We start from the raw sequence: 17,824 nt of genomic DNA on the forward strand, positions 1-17,824 counted from the left end.
CTTTACAGTGAGGTCCCCATGACTACTGCCACGTTCCCCGCAAACCCCGGAACCGCCCCCGCCACAACCCGCCTGGACGAGCGGTTCAGCGTCGCCCGGCGCCCCCTCTCGGCCGTGACCGGCGCGGAGATCCAGGCTCCATTGATCCAGGGCGGCCATGTCCGCTACGCGAACCTGGATTACGGCGCATCAGCACCGGCACTGTCCATCGTCTCGGCGTACCTCAACGAGATCCTGCCGTACTACGCCAGCGTGCACCGCGGCGCCGGCTACGCCTCGCAGATCAGCACGTCCGTGTACGAAAATGCACGGAACATCGTCCGCGGCTTCGTCGGTGGCAGGCCGGACGATTCCGTCATTTTCACCAGGAACACCACCGACTCCCTGAACCTGCTGGCTGGCTGCCTGCCGGTGGCGGACGGCCGCCACACCGGTGAGGTGCTCTACCTCGACATCGAACACCACGCCAACCTGCTCCCCTGGCAGGGCGTGCCGCACCGCAGCGTGGTTGCCGCCCCCACCCTGAAGGCCACCCTGGAAAGCCTCCGCATTGAACTCCGGCAGGGCGACATCAGCCTGCTGGCCGTCACCGGTGCCTCCAACGTCACCGGCGAAATACTTCCGATCCGCGAACTGGCCGCACTTGCGCACGAATACGGCGCACGGATTGTGGTGGACGCGGCTCAGCTGGCCCCGCACCGCCGCATCGATATCGCAGCGGACGACGTCGACTACCTCGCCTTCTCGGGTCACAAGCTGTACGCGCCTTTCGGGTCAGGCGTCCTCGTGGGCCGGCCGGACTGGCTCGACGCCGGGACACCCCACCTGGCAGGCGGCGGAGCCGTCCGCGAGGCCCGGCTGGATTCCGTCAGCTGGGCCACGGGACCGGCACGGCATGAGGGCGGCTCCCCCAACGTGCTCGGGGCTGCCACGCTTGCCCGCGCCACCCAGGTCATCGGCGCTTTGGACCAGGAGCTGTGGCACGCCCATGAGACCGCCATCCGCTCCTTCCTGGTAGAAGGGCTGCAGAGGATCGACGGCGTCACCGTGCACCAGATCTTCAGCGACACCAATGACACCATCGGTGTGGTCAACTTCTCCGTTGCCGGCTACGACGCCGGCCTGGTTGCGGCCTACCTCTCCGCCGAACACGGCGTGGGCCTGCGGGACGGCCGCTTCTGCGCCCACCCGCTGCTCAAGCGGCTGGGACTGCCCTCGGGCTCGCTCCGCGCAAGCTTCGGCGTCGGCTCCCGGCTGGAGGACGCCCAGCGCCTGCTCGCCGGCATCGAGGAACTCCGCCGCACTGGCCTGGGCTGGGACTACGTTGTGGACGCCGGCCGCTGGGTGCCGGCCAACGACACCCGCAGCTACCCCGAGTGGGCTCCCAACACCCCCGGCACCGCCGGCGCAGCACCCTGCACCGACGACTAAGGCCCGGGGGCCCTGCGGGCCGCGGTCCGTGCGGTAAATTCGAGGGGTAAGAATTCCAGCCTGCCCGAAGGAGACTGCACGTGGCACGGGGAGGCCCCAAACTGCACCACCAGCGCCGCTACGAGCTCGGCCAGAGCTTCCAGGACGGCGGTGAACACTATGACCGTGTCCGCCCAAGCTACCCTGGCGACTCAGCGGACTGGCTGATCCACAGCGCCGGGGGCGCAGCCGGGGCCGGCACAGCAGGCGCATCCGACGCCGCTGACATCGGCGCCGGGACGGGCAAGTTCACCGCGTTGCTGGTGCAGCGCGGCCTGGCAGTCTCCGCAGTGGATCCTTCACCGGACATGCTTGCCCAGCTGCGGCTCGTCCTGCCGGGAGTTCCGGCGACAGAGGGAACAGCGGAGGCAACCGGACTCCCCGACGCGGCGTTCGACGTCGTCGTTGTTGCCCAGGCCTGGCACTGGTGCGATCCGCTCCTGGCAAGCACCGAACTGTCCCGCATCCTCCGCCCCGGCGGGGTGCTGGGACTGGTGTGGAACCAGCTGGACACGTCCGTCCCCTGGGTCCACCGCCTCTCCCGGATCATGCACGCCGGGGACGTGCACAAGCCGGACTTCCGCCCAGCGATCGGGCCGGAGTTCGACGGGCTCGAGAGCCACCTGACACGCTGGGAAGACCCCGTGACCACCGGAGACATCGTCGAGCTGGCAAAGTCCCGCAGCTACTACCTCGCAGCCGGCGAGAATACGCGCGCAAAGGTCCGCCACAACCTGGACTGGTACCTCCACGAGCACCTGGGCCATTCCCCGGCGGACACCATCGGACTCCCATACCTCACCCAGACCTGGCGGGCGTTCAAAGCATGAGTGCCCGCAGCCAAAGCGGTAGGCTTGGACTCGTGAAGACCAGCGCGCCCTCCTCCTCCATCGAGGACTACGTCAAGGTCATCTACTCCTTCACGGAGTGGCAGGACAAGCCCATCACGTCCTCGCAGCTGGCCCAGCGGCTCGGAGTCGCCAACTCCTCGGTCTCGGAGATGGTCCGCAAACTCAAGGACCAGGGACTGGTTGACCACAAGCCATACAGCGCCATCACGCTCACGGCGGACGGGATCCGGCTCGCGCTCTCCATGGTCCGGCGGCACCGCCTGATCGAGACCTACCTCGTCCAGGAACTCGGCTACAGCTGGGATGAAGTCCACGACGAAGCCGAACTCCTGGAACACGCAGTGTCGGATACCTTCATTGAGCGGATGGCCCGCAAGCTCGGCAATCCCCTGCGCGACCCGCACGGCGACCCCATCCCGGCAGCGGACGGCACGGTACACATGCCGCACGCCCACCGGATGAGCGAACTCGACGACGGCCACACCGGCCGGATCACCCGGATCAGCGACGACAACCCCGAACTCCTGCGCTATCTTTCCGCCCAGGAAATCGACCTCGATGCCGACATCGAAGTGCTCGGCCGGAAGCCGTTCGGCGGCGCACTGGTGGTCCGGATCGGCACCGCCGGCGCCGGCCGCGAATTCGACCTCGCCGATGAGGTGTCGTCAGCGCTGTGGGTCTACAGCGATTCACTCCACGCCGGGTGCCGGCTGGCGGACGCCTGAATGCGTGCCGCCTGAATGAAGGCCCTTGGAAGCGCCGGCTGGCGGGCCTGGACGGCCGTGGCTCTCGGGGCACTCGTGGGGACGGAACTCCGCTATGGCCTGGGCGTCCTGTTTCCGGAACCCGCGGGTGCCATCCCGTGGACCACTTTAGCCATCAACGTCTGCGGAAGCTTTGTCCTTGCCGCGCTCACCACCCTGTGGATCGCACGCCCCAGGACAGCATTCTGGCTGCGGGCCGGGATCGGGCCGGGGTTGCTGGGCTCGTTCACGACTTTCTCCGCGGTGGTCTTTTCCGTTGACCAGCAGGCACGTTCCGGCCAGCACCTGACCTGGCTGACGTATCTCGGCCTCTCGCTGGTTCTGGGGCTCGGTGCGGCCGCCGCGGGCTGGAAAGCGGGCAAGGCCCTGAGCGACCGGACAGGCGGATCATGACAGCGCTGCTGGTGGGAATCTTCGGCGTTGCGGGAGGCCTGCTCAGGTTCTCCATCGATACGTGGTTCGCGCACCGCGCGGGCGACCGCCGGCACTGGCCCTGGGCTACGCTGGTGGTCAATGTCTCCGGGTCGCTGATCATCGGCCTTTCCCTGGGCGTCACCGGCAGGCTCGGGCTCGGCGCGGAATGGCATGCGGCGATCGCCACCGGGCTGGCCGGCGGGCTGACAACCTTCAGCTCCTGGACCACGGCCACCATCCGTCTCGTCAGCGAGGTGAGGTACGCGGCCGCCGCCCTGAACATCACGGTCAACCTCGTGGCCGGGCTCGCCGCGGCCGGCGCGGGCATTGCCCTCGCCGGGTGAAGCTCGCCGGCTGACAGCATGTGGAGACCCGGCCCCGGCACCGTTGTCCCGCCGTCGTGAACGTGGAGCTGCTCCGCATCCCGTATCGTTAAACGATGGTTACGCGACGTGAAGCAGCTCAGATCCTCGACATCCCGCTGGAAATGGCACACCGTCACGGTATCCCCGCCAGGCTTTCCGACGCCGAGCTTTCCGAACTCCTGGACAATCCCCCGGCCTGGCTTGTCCAGTCCAAGGCAAACCGGACCGGCAAGCGGCCAGTCTGGGTCCAGCTGACCTGCGCCGTCTGCGGCTTCTCGGAAGCCGCCCGACCCAAGAAATGGTGGCCGCCGTTCACGTACGTCTGCTGCGTCCACCACGCGGCGTCGGACCTGCCCCCGGTTCTGCCGGGTCTGGTTCGCAGCGAATACGAGGGCATCGGGAGCCGGTTCGTCGGTATCGTCGACGTTGAAGTGCCGGGTTCCTGACCAGTTACATTCGGAGCAAAACAGGCGTACCTTACAAGCACGGGGCCTATTCGAGGGCCCCGATGTTAGGGAGGGCGACATGCCTGACAAATCGCCGCACCGGCAGGTTACCAAGAAGTCGGACAAGTCCATCAAGCAAAAGAGGGCCGAAAAGAAGTCCAAGCATGAGCTGGACACCCACGTGGACCCCGTCGCGCACATCAAGAAGCGCTGACCCGGGGCCGCGGACGGCCGCTGGAGAATGCCAGATCGGTGCCGAAAACAAAAGGCCGGAAGCTTCCGCTTCCGGCCTTTTGCACGGGGTGGGACCGCGTTGCCGCTGTCCCGATGGTGGAGATGGGGGGAATTGAACCCCCGTCCGATGTCGTGTTGTCAGGGCTTCTCCGGGCGCAGTTTGCGTCGGATTTTCTCGGCCCCGGCTATCCTGCAAACGAGTAGCTGATCCGGGCCCAGTCATTTAAGAGTCCCGTTCACCCCAATGACGAAGGTAAACAGCAGTGGCTATCTTAATGACGCCAGGATCCGGGACGATAGCAATCCCGGGCTGACGGACTGTCTTACTGCTTAGGCAGCGAGAGCGAAGTCAGTGCGCGTTTGTTTGGCACTTATTGTTTTGCAGACAGCGTTTACGAGATAATTCTGCATCCTCGGCCCGCTTCACCTGTCGCGACTAACATCGTCGAAACCGATCATCCCCGTATTTTGTTACCAAACCGGTCAGGTTCCTTGCCGACTCCTTGCGGACTCCGCGCCGTTCCTTCCCGGACTACCAATCATAACGCACTGCCGCCCGGAATCATTCCCCCACGTGCGCAGCCAGCTCCGCAGCCAGGTTCAGCTGCGGTTCTTTTCGCGCATGACGCGCAGGGCTTCGCGCTTGTCCTGCTGCTCACGGAGCGTCTGCCGCTTGTCGTATTCCTTCTTACCGCGGGCGACGCCGATCTCCACCTTCGCTTTGCCGTCCAGGAAGTAAAGCTGTAGCGGCACGATAGTGAAGCCTGATTCACGGACCTTGTGCGAGATCTTGGTCAGTTCCTCGCGGTGCAACAACAGTTTGCGCCGTCTGCGGGCGGAGTGGTTCGTCCAACTCCCCTGGTTGTATTCGGGGATATGGATTCCCTCCATCCACAACTCGTCGTTGTAGAACGTACAGAACCCGTCAACCATGGACGCGTGGCCCTCGCGAAGGGACTTAACCTCTGTCCCCATCAGGGCAATGCCCGCCTCGTAGGTGTCGAGGACATGGTAGTCATGCCGGGCCTTCCGGTTGGTGGCCACTACCTTACGGCCACTTTCTTTCGGCACGGTGGAACTCCTCAGCTCTTGTCTGGATGGTTGCCCCGGCCGTTGAGGCTCGGGTGCTATTTAATTCTACGGCAGCCGCAGGGCCTGCCCGTCAGAGCAGGCTCATCGGATCGACGGCCTGGCCGTTGAGCCAGGTCTCGAAGTGTGAGTGGCACCCGGTTGAGTTACCGGTGCTCCCGACATAGGCAATCAACTGACCTTGGCTTACCTGCTGGCCTACTGAGACCACCACGCTGGCATTGTGATAGAAGATTGTGGTTAGCGAGTTGCCCTGAACCACACCGTGCGAAATCTTGACGTTGTTACCGCCGCCATCACCACTCCAGCCAGCCGAGAAAACCGTACCTGCCGCCGGGGCGTAAACCGGGGTGCCGCAGCCGGCGCCGAAGTCGATGCCCGTGTGCATGTACCCGCCAGCACCGAAGAAGTCGACAGTGCCCGGCGGCGTTGCACGCCAGCCGAATCCCGAAGTTATAGACGCACCCGCAAGCGGTCTCTGCAGTCCGAACGCGGAAGGCGGCCCGACCTGCGGAACGTAGGGCTGGGCAGCCTGGCCGGCTGCTTTGGCCGCCGCGGCGGCGGCCTCGGCGATGCGGCGCTGCTCGGCCTCCCACGCTTCGCGCAGCTTCCGGTCACGTTCGACGATTTCCGCGGCCACCGCATCCTGGGCTGCCTGCACCTTGGAGAGCTGGCTTTGGATGCCCGGCTTGGCCGCCTGGAGCTCGTTGTTGATGCGGGTGGTGTCAGCGATCAGCTTGTCCACCTGTTCCTTCTTCGCGGCGGCTTCATCCCGGGCTGCCTTTTCCCGGGCCAACGCGGCATCCGCCTTGGCCTTAAGATCTTTGATCTCTGCCTCAACAGCCTGCAGGCGCGCCTCCGAATTGACGTTCGTTGCGTTCTGCTGGGACAGCTTGTCCATGGCGGAGTTCTGGCTCCGCATGGCCTGGTCCGCCAGGTCCATGGTGTCGGCCAGGCTCCCACCGCCCTTGGAGCCAAAGAAGAGCGTGAGGTTCGAGGGCACTCCGCCGGACTTGTAGGCCTGCGTGGCGATCTGGCCGATAAGTTTCTTGGTGTCCGCAATCTTCTTTTTATCAGTCTCAAGCTGCTGTGTGATCTTGGCCTTGTTCTGCTGTGCCAGATCGACCCGCGCAGCCAGTGCCTCGACTTCCTTGACAGCACTCGCAACCCGGCCCTGCGCCTCAAGCAATGCCTGCTGTGCGGCCGGAAGCTGTCCTTGGTAGATCACTAGGTCGCCTGCGGCCTTGGCGATCTTGTCATCGACGAACTCAAGCGACTGCTGCACGCGGGCCGCCTCTGCTTCCAGCGCCGCCTGTTTGTCTTCCAGTTCGCCCGCGAAAGCGACAGGGGTGGCGGCGCCGAGGCTCGCGGTCAGGAGCAATGCCAAAGCAGCGCTGATGACGCGGCTTCTACGTGCCGCGGTCCGGTGCCGGCGGGCCTTGCGGTCCAGATCTGTCATGGTCATTCCTTCGTTGGTGTGCACAGCCTAGACCCGCAAATATCTACGTAAGGTCAAGAGAGACGAAATTCCCGCCAAAGTTGCGCCCAGGCCGAGCAGCGCCGGAGCCAGAATCAGGGTCTGCGCAGGAGAGATGAACGCCGTGTCCGGATACTGCTTGGACATGTATTCGCCGAGGAAGAAATGGGCCACGGCCCAGAGCGTGCCCGAGGCCAGCGCCGCGCCGATCACGGCGGCGATGACGCCTTCGAGGATAAACGGCAGCTGAATCACGGTCTTGGAGGCGCCCACCAGCCGCATGATCCCCGTCTCCCGGCGCCGGCTGAAGGCGGACAGCCGGATGGTGGTGGCGATGAGCAGGATGGCGCAGACGATCATCACGCCGGCGATGATGACGGCGACCAGGGAAGCCGCGTTCATCACCGAGAAGAGCCGTTCCAGGACCTGGCGCTGGTCGATGACCGTCTCGACGCCGGGCTGCGAGGAGAACGTCTCGCTGATGATCTGGTACTTTTCCGGATCCTTCATGTTGATCCGGAAGGAGGCGGGCAGCTGGTCCGGGGTCACCGAGTCAACGATCGGCGAGTTGGAGAACTGCTCCTTGAAATGCTTGTAGGCGTCGTCCTTGGACTCAAACTGGAAGTCGTTGATGTACTGGGCCACAGCGGGTGATTCCAGCAGGGTGCGCAGGTTTTCCTGCTGCTCCGGCGTCGCCGTCCCGGTGGCGCAGCCGGCCGCCGTCGATCCGTCACCGCAGAGGAAGATGGCCACCTGGACCTTGTCGTACCAGTAGCCCTTCATCTGGTTGATCTGGAGCTGCAGCATGCCGGCGGCACCGACGAAGGTCAGCGACACAAAGGTCACCAGGATGACCGAGACCACCATGGACAGGTTGCGCCTCAGGCCGCTGCCGATCTCACTGAGGATGAAAGCCAGCCTCACAGCTCCTCCCCCGACTGGTTGGAAGCAACCCCGTCACCCGGGTCCGCTGCAGACCCGTCCGGGCGTCCGCTGGCGTCTTTGAACCGGCGGGACTGCCCCACAACCGGCATCATCGATGTGTACAGTGCCCGGGCTTCGTCGCGGATGACGATACCGTTCCGGAGTTCAACCACACGTTTGCGCATCTCGTTGACGATGTCGTCGTCGTGCGTTGCCATCACCACTGTGGTGCCGTTCTGGTTGATCTTGTCCAGGACGCCCATAATTCCCATCGACGTCGTGGGGTCAAGGTTTCCGGTGGGCTCATCCGCCAGGAGGATCCCCGGGCGGTTGACCACGGCACGGGCGATCGCGACACGCTGCTGCTCACCGCCGGAGAGTTCGTGCGGCATGCGGTGCTCTTTGCCTTCCAGGCCCACCGTCTTGAGGACTTCGGGAACTGTGTCCCGGATGATGCTGCGGCTCTTGCCGATGACCTGCATGGCGAAGGCAACGTTCGCGAAGACGTTCTTTTGCGGAAGGAGCCGGAAGTCCTGGAACACGACGCCGATCCCACGGCGCAGCCGCGGAACGCGCCAGCTTGAAATGTTCGCCACGTTCTGGCCGGCAACGTAGACAGCGCCGGACGTGGCCCGGTCTTCCTTCAGCACCAGTCGGAGGAAAGTTGATTTGCCGGAACCGGAGGCGCCCACAAGGAACGCAAACTCACCACGGTCAATTTCAAGGTTGACAGAGTCCAGCGCAGGCCGGGCTGTCTGGTCGTAGACCTTGGTGACATTCTCGAAACGGATCATTGCCCTAAGAACCCTGCAGGACATGGCTTATGGAGCCCAGTACTGCAGCCGGTGCACGGGCTTTCTTTTGGGGGAAGTAGAGCTCCGGCTCCTCGACTATACGCACCGGCACCTGCAGAAAAGCTGGAGTTACCTGGCGTGTCGCAGGATTTCAGCCACCGAATGGAGAGCCCCGCCGGTCCAGGGCCTAGTCGGCGGCGTTGCGGTTATCTGTCCGCCAGCGGATGCCGGCATCGATGAAGTCGTCGATTTCGCCGTCGAACACTGCAGAGGTGTTGCCCACTTCGTGCTCGGTGCGGAGGTCCTTGACCATCTGGTACGGGTTCAGGACGTAGGAACGCATCTGGTCACCCCACGAGGCCTTGACGTCGCCCGCGAACGCCTTCTTCTCCGCGTCGTCCTGCTCCTTCTTGAGCAGCAGGAGCCGGGACTGCAGCACGCGCAGGGCCGCCGCACGGTTCTGCAGCTGGGACTTCTCGTTCTGCATCGAGACCACGGTGCCGGTGGGGATGTGCGTCAGGCGCACCGCCGAGTCAGTGGTGTTGACTGACTGGCCGCCGGGGCCGGAGGACCGGAAGACGTCCACGCGGATTTCGTTGTCCGGGATCTCGATGGAGTCCGTCTGCTCGATCAGCGGAATAACTTCCACGGCCGCGAACGACGTCTGGCGGCGGCCCTGGTTGTCGAAGGGGCTGATCCGTACCAGGCGGTGGGTACCGGCCTCGACGCTCAGTGTGCCGTAAGCATAGGGTGCGTTGACCTCGAACGTGGCGGACTTGAGCCCGGCTTCCTCGGCGTAGGAGGTGTCCATAATCGTCGTCGGGTAGCCGTGGCGTTCCGCCCAGCGCAGGTACATCCGCAGCAGCATCTCGGCGAAGTCCGCGGCATCCACGCCGCCGGCGCCGGCACGGATCGTGACCACTGCCTCGCGTTCGTCGAACTCGCCGGACAGCAGCGTCACCACTTCAAGGTCCTTCAGGGACTTCCGGATGGACTCGAGCTCGGCCGCGGCCTCGCCCATGGAAGCCGCGTCGTCCTCGTCCTGGCCGAGTTCCACCAGGACCTCCAGGTCGTCAATCCGGGCTACGAGCTTGTTGAGGCGTTCGAGCTCGCTCTGCCGGTGGGAGAGCCTGGAGGTGATCTTCTGCGCCGCCGCCGGGTCGTCCCAGAGGTTGGGCTCGCCTGCGCGCTCGCTCAGTTCAGCGATGTCTTCCTTCAGCTCCTCAACATTCGAGACGTTTTCGATGGAGGTGTAGGTGGCGCGCAAAGCGCGGATTTCTGCGGAAAAATCTATTTGAGCCATGGTTGTTAAAGCCTACGCTATGGTTCCTAGCCGCCCGGCACCGGCTCAGCGGCACTACCGGACCAGCCGGGAGCGCGCTGTGGAGGCGGCCTCAATCCTGATCCCGTCCGGAATGAGGAAGTTCACGATCGGAGGATGCACCTCGGCACTCAGCACAACGACGGCGGTGGATCCGTCCGGGCTCCCGGTCTCCGGCGCCACGGCGAGCCCGTCGAACCTGGCAAAGGCGCCGTTCCGGCTGAGGTAGTCAGCGGCAACGCTGCGCACCCGCCCGCCGTTGAGGACCGCGGACGGGCTGCCGGCGCCTGTCTCGACCTGGCCAAGCGTGTAGCTGTCGGCCGCTGCCACCGATGCCCCGTCAGCCGCGGACAGCAGCTTCTTGTGTTCAAGGTAGAGCGAGGATGCCGCCATGACTGCGGTGGTCACCAGAAGCGCCATGAGCACGTAGCCGATGATCAGGACCATCATCTGTCCCTCTTCCCGGCGTGGTTCAGTGTCACGGTGTTGGGACGTCATCGGAATCGCCCCACAATCTGCGTGGCGGAGGCGTCCAGCCTGCTCGCGTTGAGCCGCATCGAATCGCTAAACGGTACAAAAGGCAGCGGCACCGTGAGGTGGACGGTGATGGTGACGGCGGACCCCGGGGCGAGGCAGTCCGAGGGCTGGCAGCTCGCGTCCATGCGCGCGTTGTCCGCCGGATGTCCATAGTCCGCGAGGGCCAGCATGACTGCCTGCTCGGCTGCAAGACGGCCGCTCTCCGCGTCGGGCTGGGCAACGTACACCTTGGCGGCCTGGTCGGCCGCGCCGACCACAGCGAAGGCACCGCCCTGGATCTGCCCGACGGTAATGATGAAATACACGAGGGGCACCATCAGGAGCAGGGCAAGGAACGTGAATTCCACGACGGCGCTTCCGCGCTCGCCAGAGGCGGCCTCCCCGCTCCGGGCCAAGGCTTCCCCGCTGCCGGCCCGGGAAAGCCTGGCCGCGATCTTACGGCTGGATGGCAGCATGGCCTTTCACCTCCAGAGCCTCCCGGGGACCGATCAACCCGATCACCGGCAACGGCGCCCTGACCGTGACTTCGAGGGCGCGGATTCCCTGATAAGTGACCTCCGAGGTGGTCACGTCCTGAGCGAAGTCGGCGTTGAGCGCCATTCCGATGAGCTCGGTGGTGCGGTCCCCCGCGTCGGCCGCGTTCCGGTCGGCCAGCGTGCCGTATCTGGCTCCGGAGGCGGCGGCGTCGATCAGGGTGTTGCGGACATGCAGCACCAGCGTCAGCTGGATGATTGCCAGGAAGAACATCGTGAGTAGCCCGCCGACCAGTACGAAGTCCACCACCGCGGAACCCCGTTCCCGCGGGGACTGGGCTCCGCGCTCAGCCGGGTTCCCCGATGTCCGGCAAGCCGGATCGTCCGCCGCCGGGACCACCGGAGGCATCTGCTAGTTTCCGACCTTGTCCATGGCCTGGTTGAACAGCCCCTCGAGGGCAGGTCCGGCCAGGGCCAGCAGGGCAGCTACGAGCACGGCCGACATCAGGGTGATCATTACCCAGCCCGGCACGTCGCCTCGTTCCGGGTGGTCCGCGGTCCGGGCCGGACCGCGGCGGCTGTTCCCGACGAACTCCGCCGTTGTCCGGAGCAGCAGGACGATGGGGAGGATGACTGCCAGGGCGCGGATTCCTATGTGCTTCATCGAGGTTCCATTCTGTGGGTTCGGGCTGGAGTTCGTTTCCGGCGTTCCGGGTGATCGAGGTGTCCGGGTGATCTAGGTTCAGTCATAGGCCGATGCTGATGGCGGCGAGGCCGGGAAACACGGCAAAGATGACCGTCAACGGGAGGACGCCAAAGACAAGTGGCACCATCATGGCGATCTCTTTCTTTCCGGCCGATTCCATCAGCTCACGCTTGGCGGTGTCGCGAACATCCTGCGCCTGGGCCCTGAGGACGTCAGCAAGGGGTGTCCCCCGCTCCACTGCCACGATGATCCCGTCGACGAATCGCACCAAGGGCCCCAGGTCGGTCCGCGCCGAGAACCGCTGCAACGCTTCGACGAGCGGTTTTCCGGCCCGGGTTTCCCCAAGAACCAGCTCAAATTCCGCGGCGAGTTCGCCGTGCGATGTCCTGCAGACCCTGTCCAGGGCGCCCGAGGCACTTTCCCCTGCGCTGACGGCAAGTGCCATCAGCTCGGCGAGGCTCGGAAACTCGGCCATCATCCGCTTTTCCCGCCTGCTGATCTGGGCGCCAAGCCAGTAGTCCCTGAACAGGAATCCGCCAAGGCCGCTGCCGAGGACGGCCACGACGGCGAGGAACGGATTGAACTGTCCTGCGGCCGCTCCGACCAACACCAGGCCCGTGGCAACGACGAACGCCAGGACAGCCCACAGCAGCTGCTCTGCCCTGAAGTCGACAACAGACTTTCGGATTCCGGCCTGCGCCAACCTGCGGCTCAACGCCGAAGACCCCAGGTTGAACCGCCCGAGGAACGCGTGCGCGTCCTTGAGCATCGGGCGCAGGATGCGTTCGAGCGGACCGAAAGGCGTGAGGTTGCCCGCAGGGGCCATAAGCAGCCGGGACTCCAGGTTCTGGGACTTGAGTTGCGGTTCAATGCGTTCCGCAAAGCTCATGGGCCGCATGAACGGCAGCCGGACCACCAGAAGCCAGAGTCCGGCTCCGAGAAGGAGTCCGCAGATCACGGCAGCGGCTGCGGGCGACGTCATCGGAGCACCCGCTCGTCTTCGGGAAGGGCCCCGATGCGCAGCATGACGGAGTAGCAGATGGCGGACACGACCAGTCCGCCGAGGAGCACCGCAGCCCCCATCGCCGTGTTGTATGCGGCGACCGCTTCGGGTCTGGTGGCCAGGAGGACCATGACAATCCACGGAGCAGCCACTGCGAGCCGGGCAGCATTCACCGTCCAGGACTGCCGGGCTTCGAGCTCGCTTCTGGTCCGTGCGCTTTCCCGCAGGAATTCGCCCAGGGTTCCCAACAGCCGGCCGAGGTCGGAGCCGCCCACTTCGCGCGTGAGCCTCAGGGCTTCGACAATCCGATCGGCGACGGGGTCAGCAAGCCGTTCTTTGAGCCTGTTGAGTGCCGGATCGAACTGGCCTCCGGCGCGGTAGTCGGATCCAAAATCACGAAAGACGTGCCGCAGTTCCTCGGGACCCTTGTCGCCCAATTGGATCAGCGCCTCCGGCAGTGACAACCCTGCCCTGATTGCGGAGCGAAGGTGGTCAACAACATCGGGCCAAAGCTGGCGCAGCGTCGCCGTACGCTTGCGGGCCCGCCACCTGACAACTGCCATCGGAAGCCATCCGCCAAACAGGCCGAAGCACGCGGAGATGGGCCAGGACCTGGTCACGGCGAAGAACACCAGACTCACGAATGCCCCGAGGCCAAGGCACGTAGCTACCAAACCGGGACCGGAGACGTTTTCAATGCCCGCTGCCCGCAGCAGGTCCTGGAGCCGGCTGGAGCGGGGAGGCCGTTTGGCGGTCTGCGGCTGTTCCCATGCTGACCACCAGATGAGGAACAAACCTGCACCGAGTACCACCCCCAGCACGGGGGCCATCAGCGGACCTCCAGCAGTGCCGCAACGTCGAAGCCCGCAGCGGCGAACTTCTCGACGGCGGGCATGGAGTTGGCTCTGGGCTGCAGCTGACCGTCGGCCATTGAGAAGACCATCGACGACTCGATGATGCCGTTCTCAACCCGCCTGCCGAGGGAGAGGATCTCTGTTACCTGGCGGCGGCCGCTCGCGTGGCGGCTGCAGTGGACCACCAGATCAATGCATGAGGCGACCGTCGGCACTACGAACGCACTGGAGATGTTGTCACCGGCCAGCAGCGGAAGGGTGCACAGCTTGGTAACGGCGTCGTGCGCCGAGTTCGCATGCACAGTACACATGCCGGGAAGGCCGGAGTTGAGCGCGATGAGCATATCCAGGCTTTCCGCCTCGCGGACTTCGCCCACCACCAGGCGGTCCGGCCGCATCCTCAGCGCTTCCTTGACAAGCCTGCGCAGCGGGATCTCTCCTTCGCCCTCAAGGTTCGGCTGGCGGCACTGCAAGCCCACAACATCACGCAAGGGAAACTGCAGTTCGAAGATTTCCTCCACCGTGATGACTCGCTCGCGCGCCCCGATGCTGGCAGCCAGGCAGTTCAGCATGGTGGTCTTCCCGGCCTGCGTCGCCCCCGACACCAGGATGTTGAGCCCGCTGGCTACCGCGGCACCCAGGAACCGGGCCGATTGGGGCGTGAGGGTGCCGAGCTCCACGAGGTGGTCGAGCCGGCTTGCCTTGACCACAAACTTTCGGATGTTGACCGCCCAGTGGCGCCTCGTAACGTCCGGGATGACAACGTGGAGCCGGGACCCGTCCGGGAGGGCCGCATCCACGAACGGCGAAGACATATCGAGCCGGCGGCCAGAGCTTTTCAGCATGCGTTCCACCAGGTCCCGAACCTGCTGATCCGAGAGACTCAGGGAGGTGAGTTCAGATTCGCCGTTCCGCGCCACGTAGATTTCACTGGGTGCGTTGATCCATATTTCTTCGATGGCGGGGTCATCCAGCAGTGGCTGCAACGCGCCGAAACCAGCAACGGCGTCGTACACGTGCCGGCGGGCTGTCTCCAGGGGGCCGATCGGAGGAAGCGGTCCCATGAGCGCACGCTCGTCGTAGTCGCTGACCGCCGCTTCGACCAGGCGCCTGACCTCGCCGGCCTGCCGAAGCGGGTCCAGGCCCCGGCGCCGAATCAGTTCGCGGACCTCGTCCTCCACAATTCGAACAGCATCCATGAGTTCCCCAATACGACTGCCGCCCCCGACTGAGGCAGTACAACTGCGTTAAAGCTATGGGACTTGCACATGTCAGCCAAGTCACATCGGCAAAGCTGTGGATAAAGCGAAAATTCGAGTGAATTCTGATTCACATTGGTAACACCAGAACCACTAGTCGCTCCATGCACACTGGTGTTATGGTAGGCGCGTTAAGTCAGACATATCTCACAGTTCGGTTATTCCTGCGGGATTCAGCTGTAGATGCGACCTAGTGACCTGTTCTTCGGGGCATGTCATCATTCCGGAGCGAAAAATGAAGCGGAACCCAGAACCCTTCCCACCCAACCATTGCATCCGGTTGGGGTCGCTACTGCTTGCTATGGCCTTGCTGACGGGTCCGGGCCTTGCCGTTCCGGCCAATGCCGTTGAACCGGCACCGACGGCAACCTCGGCCACTCCTACGGAAACCGCATCGCCGACTCCGGCACCATCGGTCCCTCCGACGTCATCTCCCGCTCCAGCGCCGGTCGAGACGCAGGCACCGGCGCCCGCCCCGACTGCCCAGACCGCTCCCGTCGCCGAACCGGCCACCACGGCAGAACCGACCGTGGCCGCCCCCGTCCCGGACCCGAACTCCGACGCCGGCCGGGCAGCGATGGCGACGGCTGTCGGTCCCGGAGGAGCCGAGATGGGCCAGCGGTCCGCACGCGTGACGGCCTCCGCCAAACTGTTGCAGGGCACGAAGTCATTGACGACACAGTCACTCGAAACCCAGGGCACCTGGTCCCCGACGTTCGGCGTCAAGGGACTGGACGTCAGCGCCTACCAGTCAAGCGTTGACTGGCTGCAGCAATGGAACATGGGTGTCAGGTTCGCCTACGTCAAAGCATCCGAAGGCAATTACTACACCAACCCCTCCTACAGCTCCCAGTACGACGGCTCGCGGAACGTCGGCATGATCCGCGGCGCCTATCACTTCGCCATCCCCAACTGGTCCTCGGGGGCGGACCAGGCCCGCTACTTTGTGCAGAACGGTGGCGGCTGGAGCCCCGACGGCTATACCCTCCCTCCCGTCCTGGATTTCGAATTCAACCCTTATGAGGGCCGGACCATCAACGGGTTCTACTTTGGCAACACGTGCTACGGAATGTCACCGGCGCAGCTGACCAGCTGGGTCCGGGACTTCGGCAACACCATGCTGGCCATGACCGGCCGGCTCCCCATGATTTACACCAATACATCCTGGTGGAAACAGTGCACGGCGGACGCCGCCGGCTTCGGCGATTATCCGCTGTGGATCGCCGCCTACCCGAGCTCCGCCACGAACGACGCCGGACCGGTTCCGTCCAGCTGGGACACGTACAGCATGTGGCAGTACAGCAGCACAGGACCCTTCGCCGGCGATTCGAACGTCTGGAACGGCGACTACGCTTCCCTTTCACTGTTCACGGGCACGCGGCCGCAAGGCTCGTTCGACACGGCAACCATCGAACGCACCGGCACCACCACCGCCCTCAAGATTCGGGGGTGGGCACTGGACCGGGCATTGCCAGGCGCCACCACGGAAGTGCATGCCTACGTAACGGCGCCGAACGGGACGAAGACCCTGCATGAGTTCCCGGCAACAACGTACCGGCCCGACGTCAACAAGGTCCTGGGGCTGGGCGACTATCACGGCTTCGACAACCAGATTCCGATTAACGTGTCCGGAAAATACACCATCTGTGTCTACGCCATCGGCAAGTTCATCAACCCTGGCATAGGCTGCAAGTCGCTCACGGTGGACGGCGCCGAACCGCCTATCGGCAGCCTGGACGAAGTGTCCGAACAGCGGTCTCCGGACAAGGAATCAATCAAAGTGCGCGGCTGGGCCGTGGATATGAGCCGTCCCACGGTTACCGCCGAAGTCCACGCCTACCTCTACGGCCCGGACGGGAGCAGCACGCTCTACAAGATCCCCGCAAATACCTCGCGGCCGGATGTGGACCGGATCTGGTCAGTCGGCTCCAACCACGGCTTCGAAACCAATATCGACATCAAGAAGGCCGGCAATTACAAGCTCTGCGCCTATGCGATCGGTCTCTACCTCCACTCGGAACTTGGCTGCCGGTCCATTAGCATCGCTCCGGGCACGACGCCCGTAGGAACCTTGGATTCGGTCAGCGTTAAGAAAACCAGCACCCAGGCAGCTCTCAGCGTCCGCGGTTGGGCGATCGACTACGGCAACACGTCCGCGCAGGTCCCGGTGCACGCCTACGTCCTGGCACCCGACGGCACCAGTACGCTGCACGAGTTCACGGCGACAAAGCCCCGCGCTGACGTCAACAGGATTCTCGGTGTGCCGGGCGACCACGGCTATGAAGCCGACCTCCCCATCAAAGCTCCCGGCAAGTACCGGGTGTGCACCTACGCCATAGCACTCAGCCCGGTCTCCCCCGGCAACCCGCTCCTCGGCTGCAGCTATATTGACGCCGGCTTCAGCGCCAGCCCGATCGGATACCTGGATTCGGTGGGAATCGAAACGGCTAATGGCGTTGCATCAGTCGTTGCTGCAGGCTGGACCGTGGACCGCGACGTGCCAACTGAATCCCTGAGCGTTCACACCTATGTCACAGCACCGGACGGAAGCACCACCAACTTCGCGGTGATGGCCAACCAGCCTCGGCCGGACGTGAACCAGATTCTCGGGATCAGCGGCAACCACGGGTACACGGCAAAGAAAGCAATCAGCCAGCGCGGCAATTACCGGATCTGCACTTATGCCATCGCGGCTTCACCGTTCACCACCGGCAACTCGCTGCTGGGCTGCAAAAACATCTCGTACTAGAACGGGAAGTTGGCGCGGCACGGTTCCTGGCCGCCGCAGCACGCGGGGTAGGATTCAAACTGGCCTAAAGCCGACTCGCATGGGCCACATGCCT

The 17,824-nt window shown here is 64.5% G+C and carries 20 protein-coding genes and 1 other RNA gene; 8 read left to right on the plus strand and 13 right to left on the minus strand.

What is annotated here, in order from left to right; translation table 11 throughout:
• The first annotated feature begins 18 nt into the window (after positions 1 to 18).
• From PV761_RS07730 to PV761_RS07760, 7 genes are all read left to right on the plus strand, one after another.
• Positions 19 to 1,431 carry an aminotransferase class V-fold PLP-dependent enzyme gene (locus PV761_RS07730; protein ID WP_347895658.1) on the plus strand — a complete coding sequence of 471 codons (1,413 nt, stop codon included), beginning with the start codon at positions 19 to 21 and terminating at the stop codon, positions 1,429 to 1,431.
• Between the two features lie 80 nt (positions 1,432 to 1,511).
• Entirely contained in the window at positions 1,512 to 2,300 is a 789-nt protein-coding gene (locus tag PV761_RS07735) for a class I SAM-dependent methyltransferase (protein ID WP_347895660.1), read from the plus strand.
• A 32-nt stretch (positions 2,301 to 2,332) separates the two neighbouring features.
• A complete protein-coding gene (locus tag PV761_RS07740) occupies positions 2,333 to 3,046 on the plus strand; it encodes a metal-dependent transcriptional regulator (RefSeq protein ID WP_028270145.1) in 714 nt (237 codons plus the stop codon).
• 15 nt (positions 3,047 to 3,061) lie between these two features.
• Positions 3,062 to 3,478, plus strand: coding sequence for a CrcB family protein (locus PV761_RS07745; RefSeq protein WP_347895662.1), 417 nt, complete (start codon positions 3,062 to 3,064; stop codon positions 3,476 to 3,478).
• Positions 3,475 to 3,843 carry a CrcB family protein gene (locus PV761_RS07750; RefSeq protein WP_028270147.1) on the plus strand — a complete coding sequence of 123 codons (369 nt, stop codon included), beginning with the start codon at positions 3,475 to 3,477 and terminating at the stop codon, positions 3,841 to 3,843. Before PV761_RS07745 ends, PV761_RS07750 begins: the two co-directional genes overlap by 4 nt.
• Before the next feature lie 95 nt (positions 3,844 to 3,938).
• Positions 3,939 to 4,310: a hypothetical protein gene (locus tag PV761_RS07755; RefSeq protein ID WP_028270148.1), complete on the plus strand. Its 372-nt coding sequence runs from the start codon at positions 3,939 to 3,941 to the stop codon at positions 4,308 to 4,310.
• A gap of 79 nt (positions 4,311 to 4,389) precedes the next feature.
• A complete protein-coding gene (locus tag PV761_RS07760; protein ID WP_268760395.1) occupies positions 4,390 to 4,524 on the plus strand; it encodes a hypothetical protein in 135 nt (44 codons plus the stop codon).
• Positions 4,525 to 4,638: 114 nt separating this feature from the next.
• Here PV761_RS07760 and ssrA read toward each other — a convergent pair.
• From ssrA to PV761_RS07825, 13 genes are all read right to left on the minus strand, one after another.
• Positions 4,639 to 5,007, minus strand: a transfer-messenger RNA (tmRNA) gene (ssrA, locus tag PV761_RS07765).
• Between the two features lie 137 nt (positions 5,008 to 5,144).
• Positions 5,145 to 5,615: an SsrA-binding protein SmpB gene (gene smpB / locus PV761_RS07770; RefSeq protein WP_028270149.1), complete on the minus strand. Its 471-nt coding sequence runs from the start codon at positions 5,613 to 5,615 to the stop codon at positions 5,145 to 5,147.
• A gap of 91 nt (positions 5,616 to 5,706) precedes the next feature.
• Positions 5,707 to 7,092, minus strand: coding sequence for a peptidoglycan DD-metalloendopeptidase family protein (locus PV761_RS07775; RefSeq protein ID WP_347895666.1), 1,386 nt, complete (start codon positions 7,090 to 7,092; stop codon positions 5,707 to 5,709).
• A gap of 27 nt (positions 7,093 to 7,119) precedes the next feature.
• A complete protein-coding gene (gene ftsX, locus PV761_RS07780; protein ID WP_028270151.1) occupies positions 7,120 to 8,034 on the minus strand; it encodes a permease-like cell division protein FtsX in 915 nt (304 codons plus the stop codon).
• On the minus strand, positions 8,031 to 8,828 hold the full coding sequence (gene ftsE, locus PV761_RS07785) for a cell division ATP-binding protein FtsE (RefSeq protein WP_347895668.1): 798 nt from the start codon (positions 8,826 to 8,828) through the stop codon (positions 8,031 to 8,033). Before ftsE ends, ftsX begins: the two co-directional genes overlap by 4 nt.
• Positions 8,829 to 9,015: 187 nt before the next feature.
• Positions 9,016 to 10,131 carry a peptide chain release factor 2 gene (gene prfB, locus PV761_RS07790; RefSeq protein WP_347895670.1) on the minus strand — a complete coding sequence of 372 codons (1,116 nt, stop codon included), beginning with the start codon at positions 10,129 to 10,131 and terminating at the stop codon, positions 9,016 to 9,018.
• A 54-nt stretch (positions 10,132 to 10,185) separates the two neighbouring features.
• Complete coding sequence (locus tag PV761_RS07795) at positions 10,186 to 10,647, minus strand: pilus assembly protein TadG-related protein (RefSeq protein WP_347895672.1); 462 nt, start codon at positions 10,645 to 10,647, stop codon at positions 10,186 to 10,188.
• Positions 10,644 to 11,141 (minus strand): hypothetical protein, encoded by a 498-nt coding sequence (locus tag PV761_RS07800; RefSeq protein ID WP_347895674.1) that lies wholly within the window; start codon positions 11,139 to 11,141, stop codon positions 10,644 to 10,646. Before PV761_RS07800 ends, PV761_RS07795 begins: the two co-directional genes overlap by 4 nt.
• Entirely contained in the window at positions 11,122 to 11,568 is a 447-nt protein-coding gene (locus PV761_RS07805) for a TadE family protein (protein ID WP_347895675.1), read from the minus strand. The genes PV761_RS07800 and PV761_RS07805 overlap by 20 nt, the downstream gene beginning before the upstream one ends.
• 3 nt (positions 11,569 to 11,571) lie before the next feature.
• The gene (locus tag PV761_RS07810; protein WP_028270157.1) at positions 11,572 to 11,823 is read right to left on the minus strand and encodes a hypothetical protein; all 252 of its coding nucleotides are present in this window, start codon (positions 11,821 to 11,823) and stop codon (positions 11,572 to 11,574) included.
• 82 nt (positions 11,824 to 11,905) lie between these two features.
• Positions 11,906 to 12,847 carry a type II secretion system F family protein gene (locus PV761_RS07815; protein WP_028270158.1) on the minus strand — a complete coding sequence of 314 codons (942 nt, stop codon included), beginning with the start codon at positions 12,845 to 12,847 and terminating at the stop codon, positions 11,906 to 11,908.
• Positions 12,844 to 13,698, minus strand: coding sequence for a type II secretion system F family protein (locus tag PV761_RS07820; RefSeq protein ID WP_028270159.1), 855 nt, complete (start codon positions 13,696 to 13,698; stop codon positions 12,844 to 12,846). Before PV761_RS07820 ends, PV761_RS07815 begins: the two co-directional genes overlap by 4 nt.
• The gene (locus tag PV761_RS07825) at positions 13,698 to 14,921 is read right to left on the minus strand and encodes an ATPase, T2SS/T4P/T4SS family (protein WP_028270160.1); all 1,224 of its coding nucleotides are present in this window, start codon (positions 14,919 to 14,921) and stop codon (positions 13,698 to 13,700) included. Before PV761_RS07825 ends, PV761_RS07820 begins: the two co-directional genes overlap by 1 nt.
• Positions 14,922 to 15,510: 589 nt before the next feature.
• Here PV761_RS07825 and PV761_RS07830 point away from each other — a divergent pair.
• Positions 15,511 to 17,730 carry a lysozyme gene (locus PV761_RS07830; RefSeq protein WP_347895678.1) on the plus strand — a complete coding sequence of 740 codons (2,220 nt, stop codon included), beginning with the start codon at positions 15,511 to 15,513 and terminating at the stop codon, positions 17,728 to 17,730.
• The last annotated feature ends 94 nt before the right edge of the window (positions 17,731 to 17,824 follow it).

The sequence above is a fragment of the Arthrobacter sp. CC3 genome (genome assembly GCF_039907775.1).
Taxonomy (GTDB): domain Bacteria; phylum Actinomycetota; class Actinomycetes; order Actinomycetales; family Micrococcaceae; genus Arthrobacter.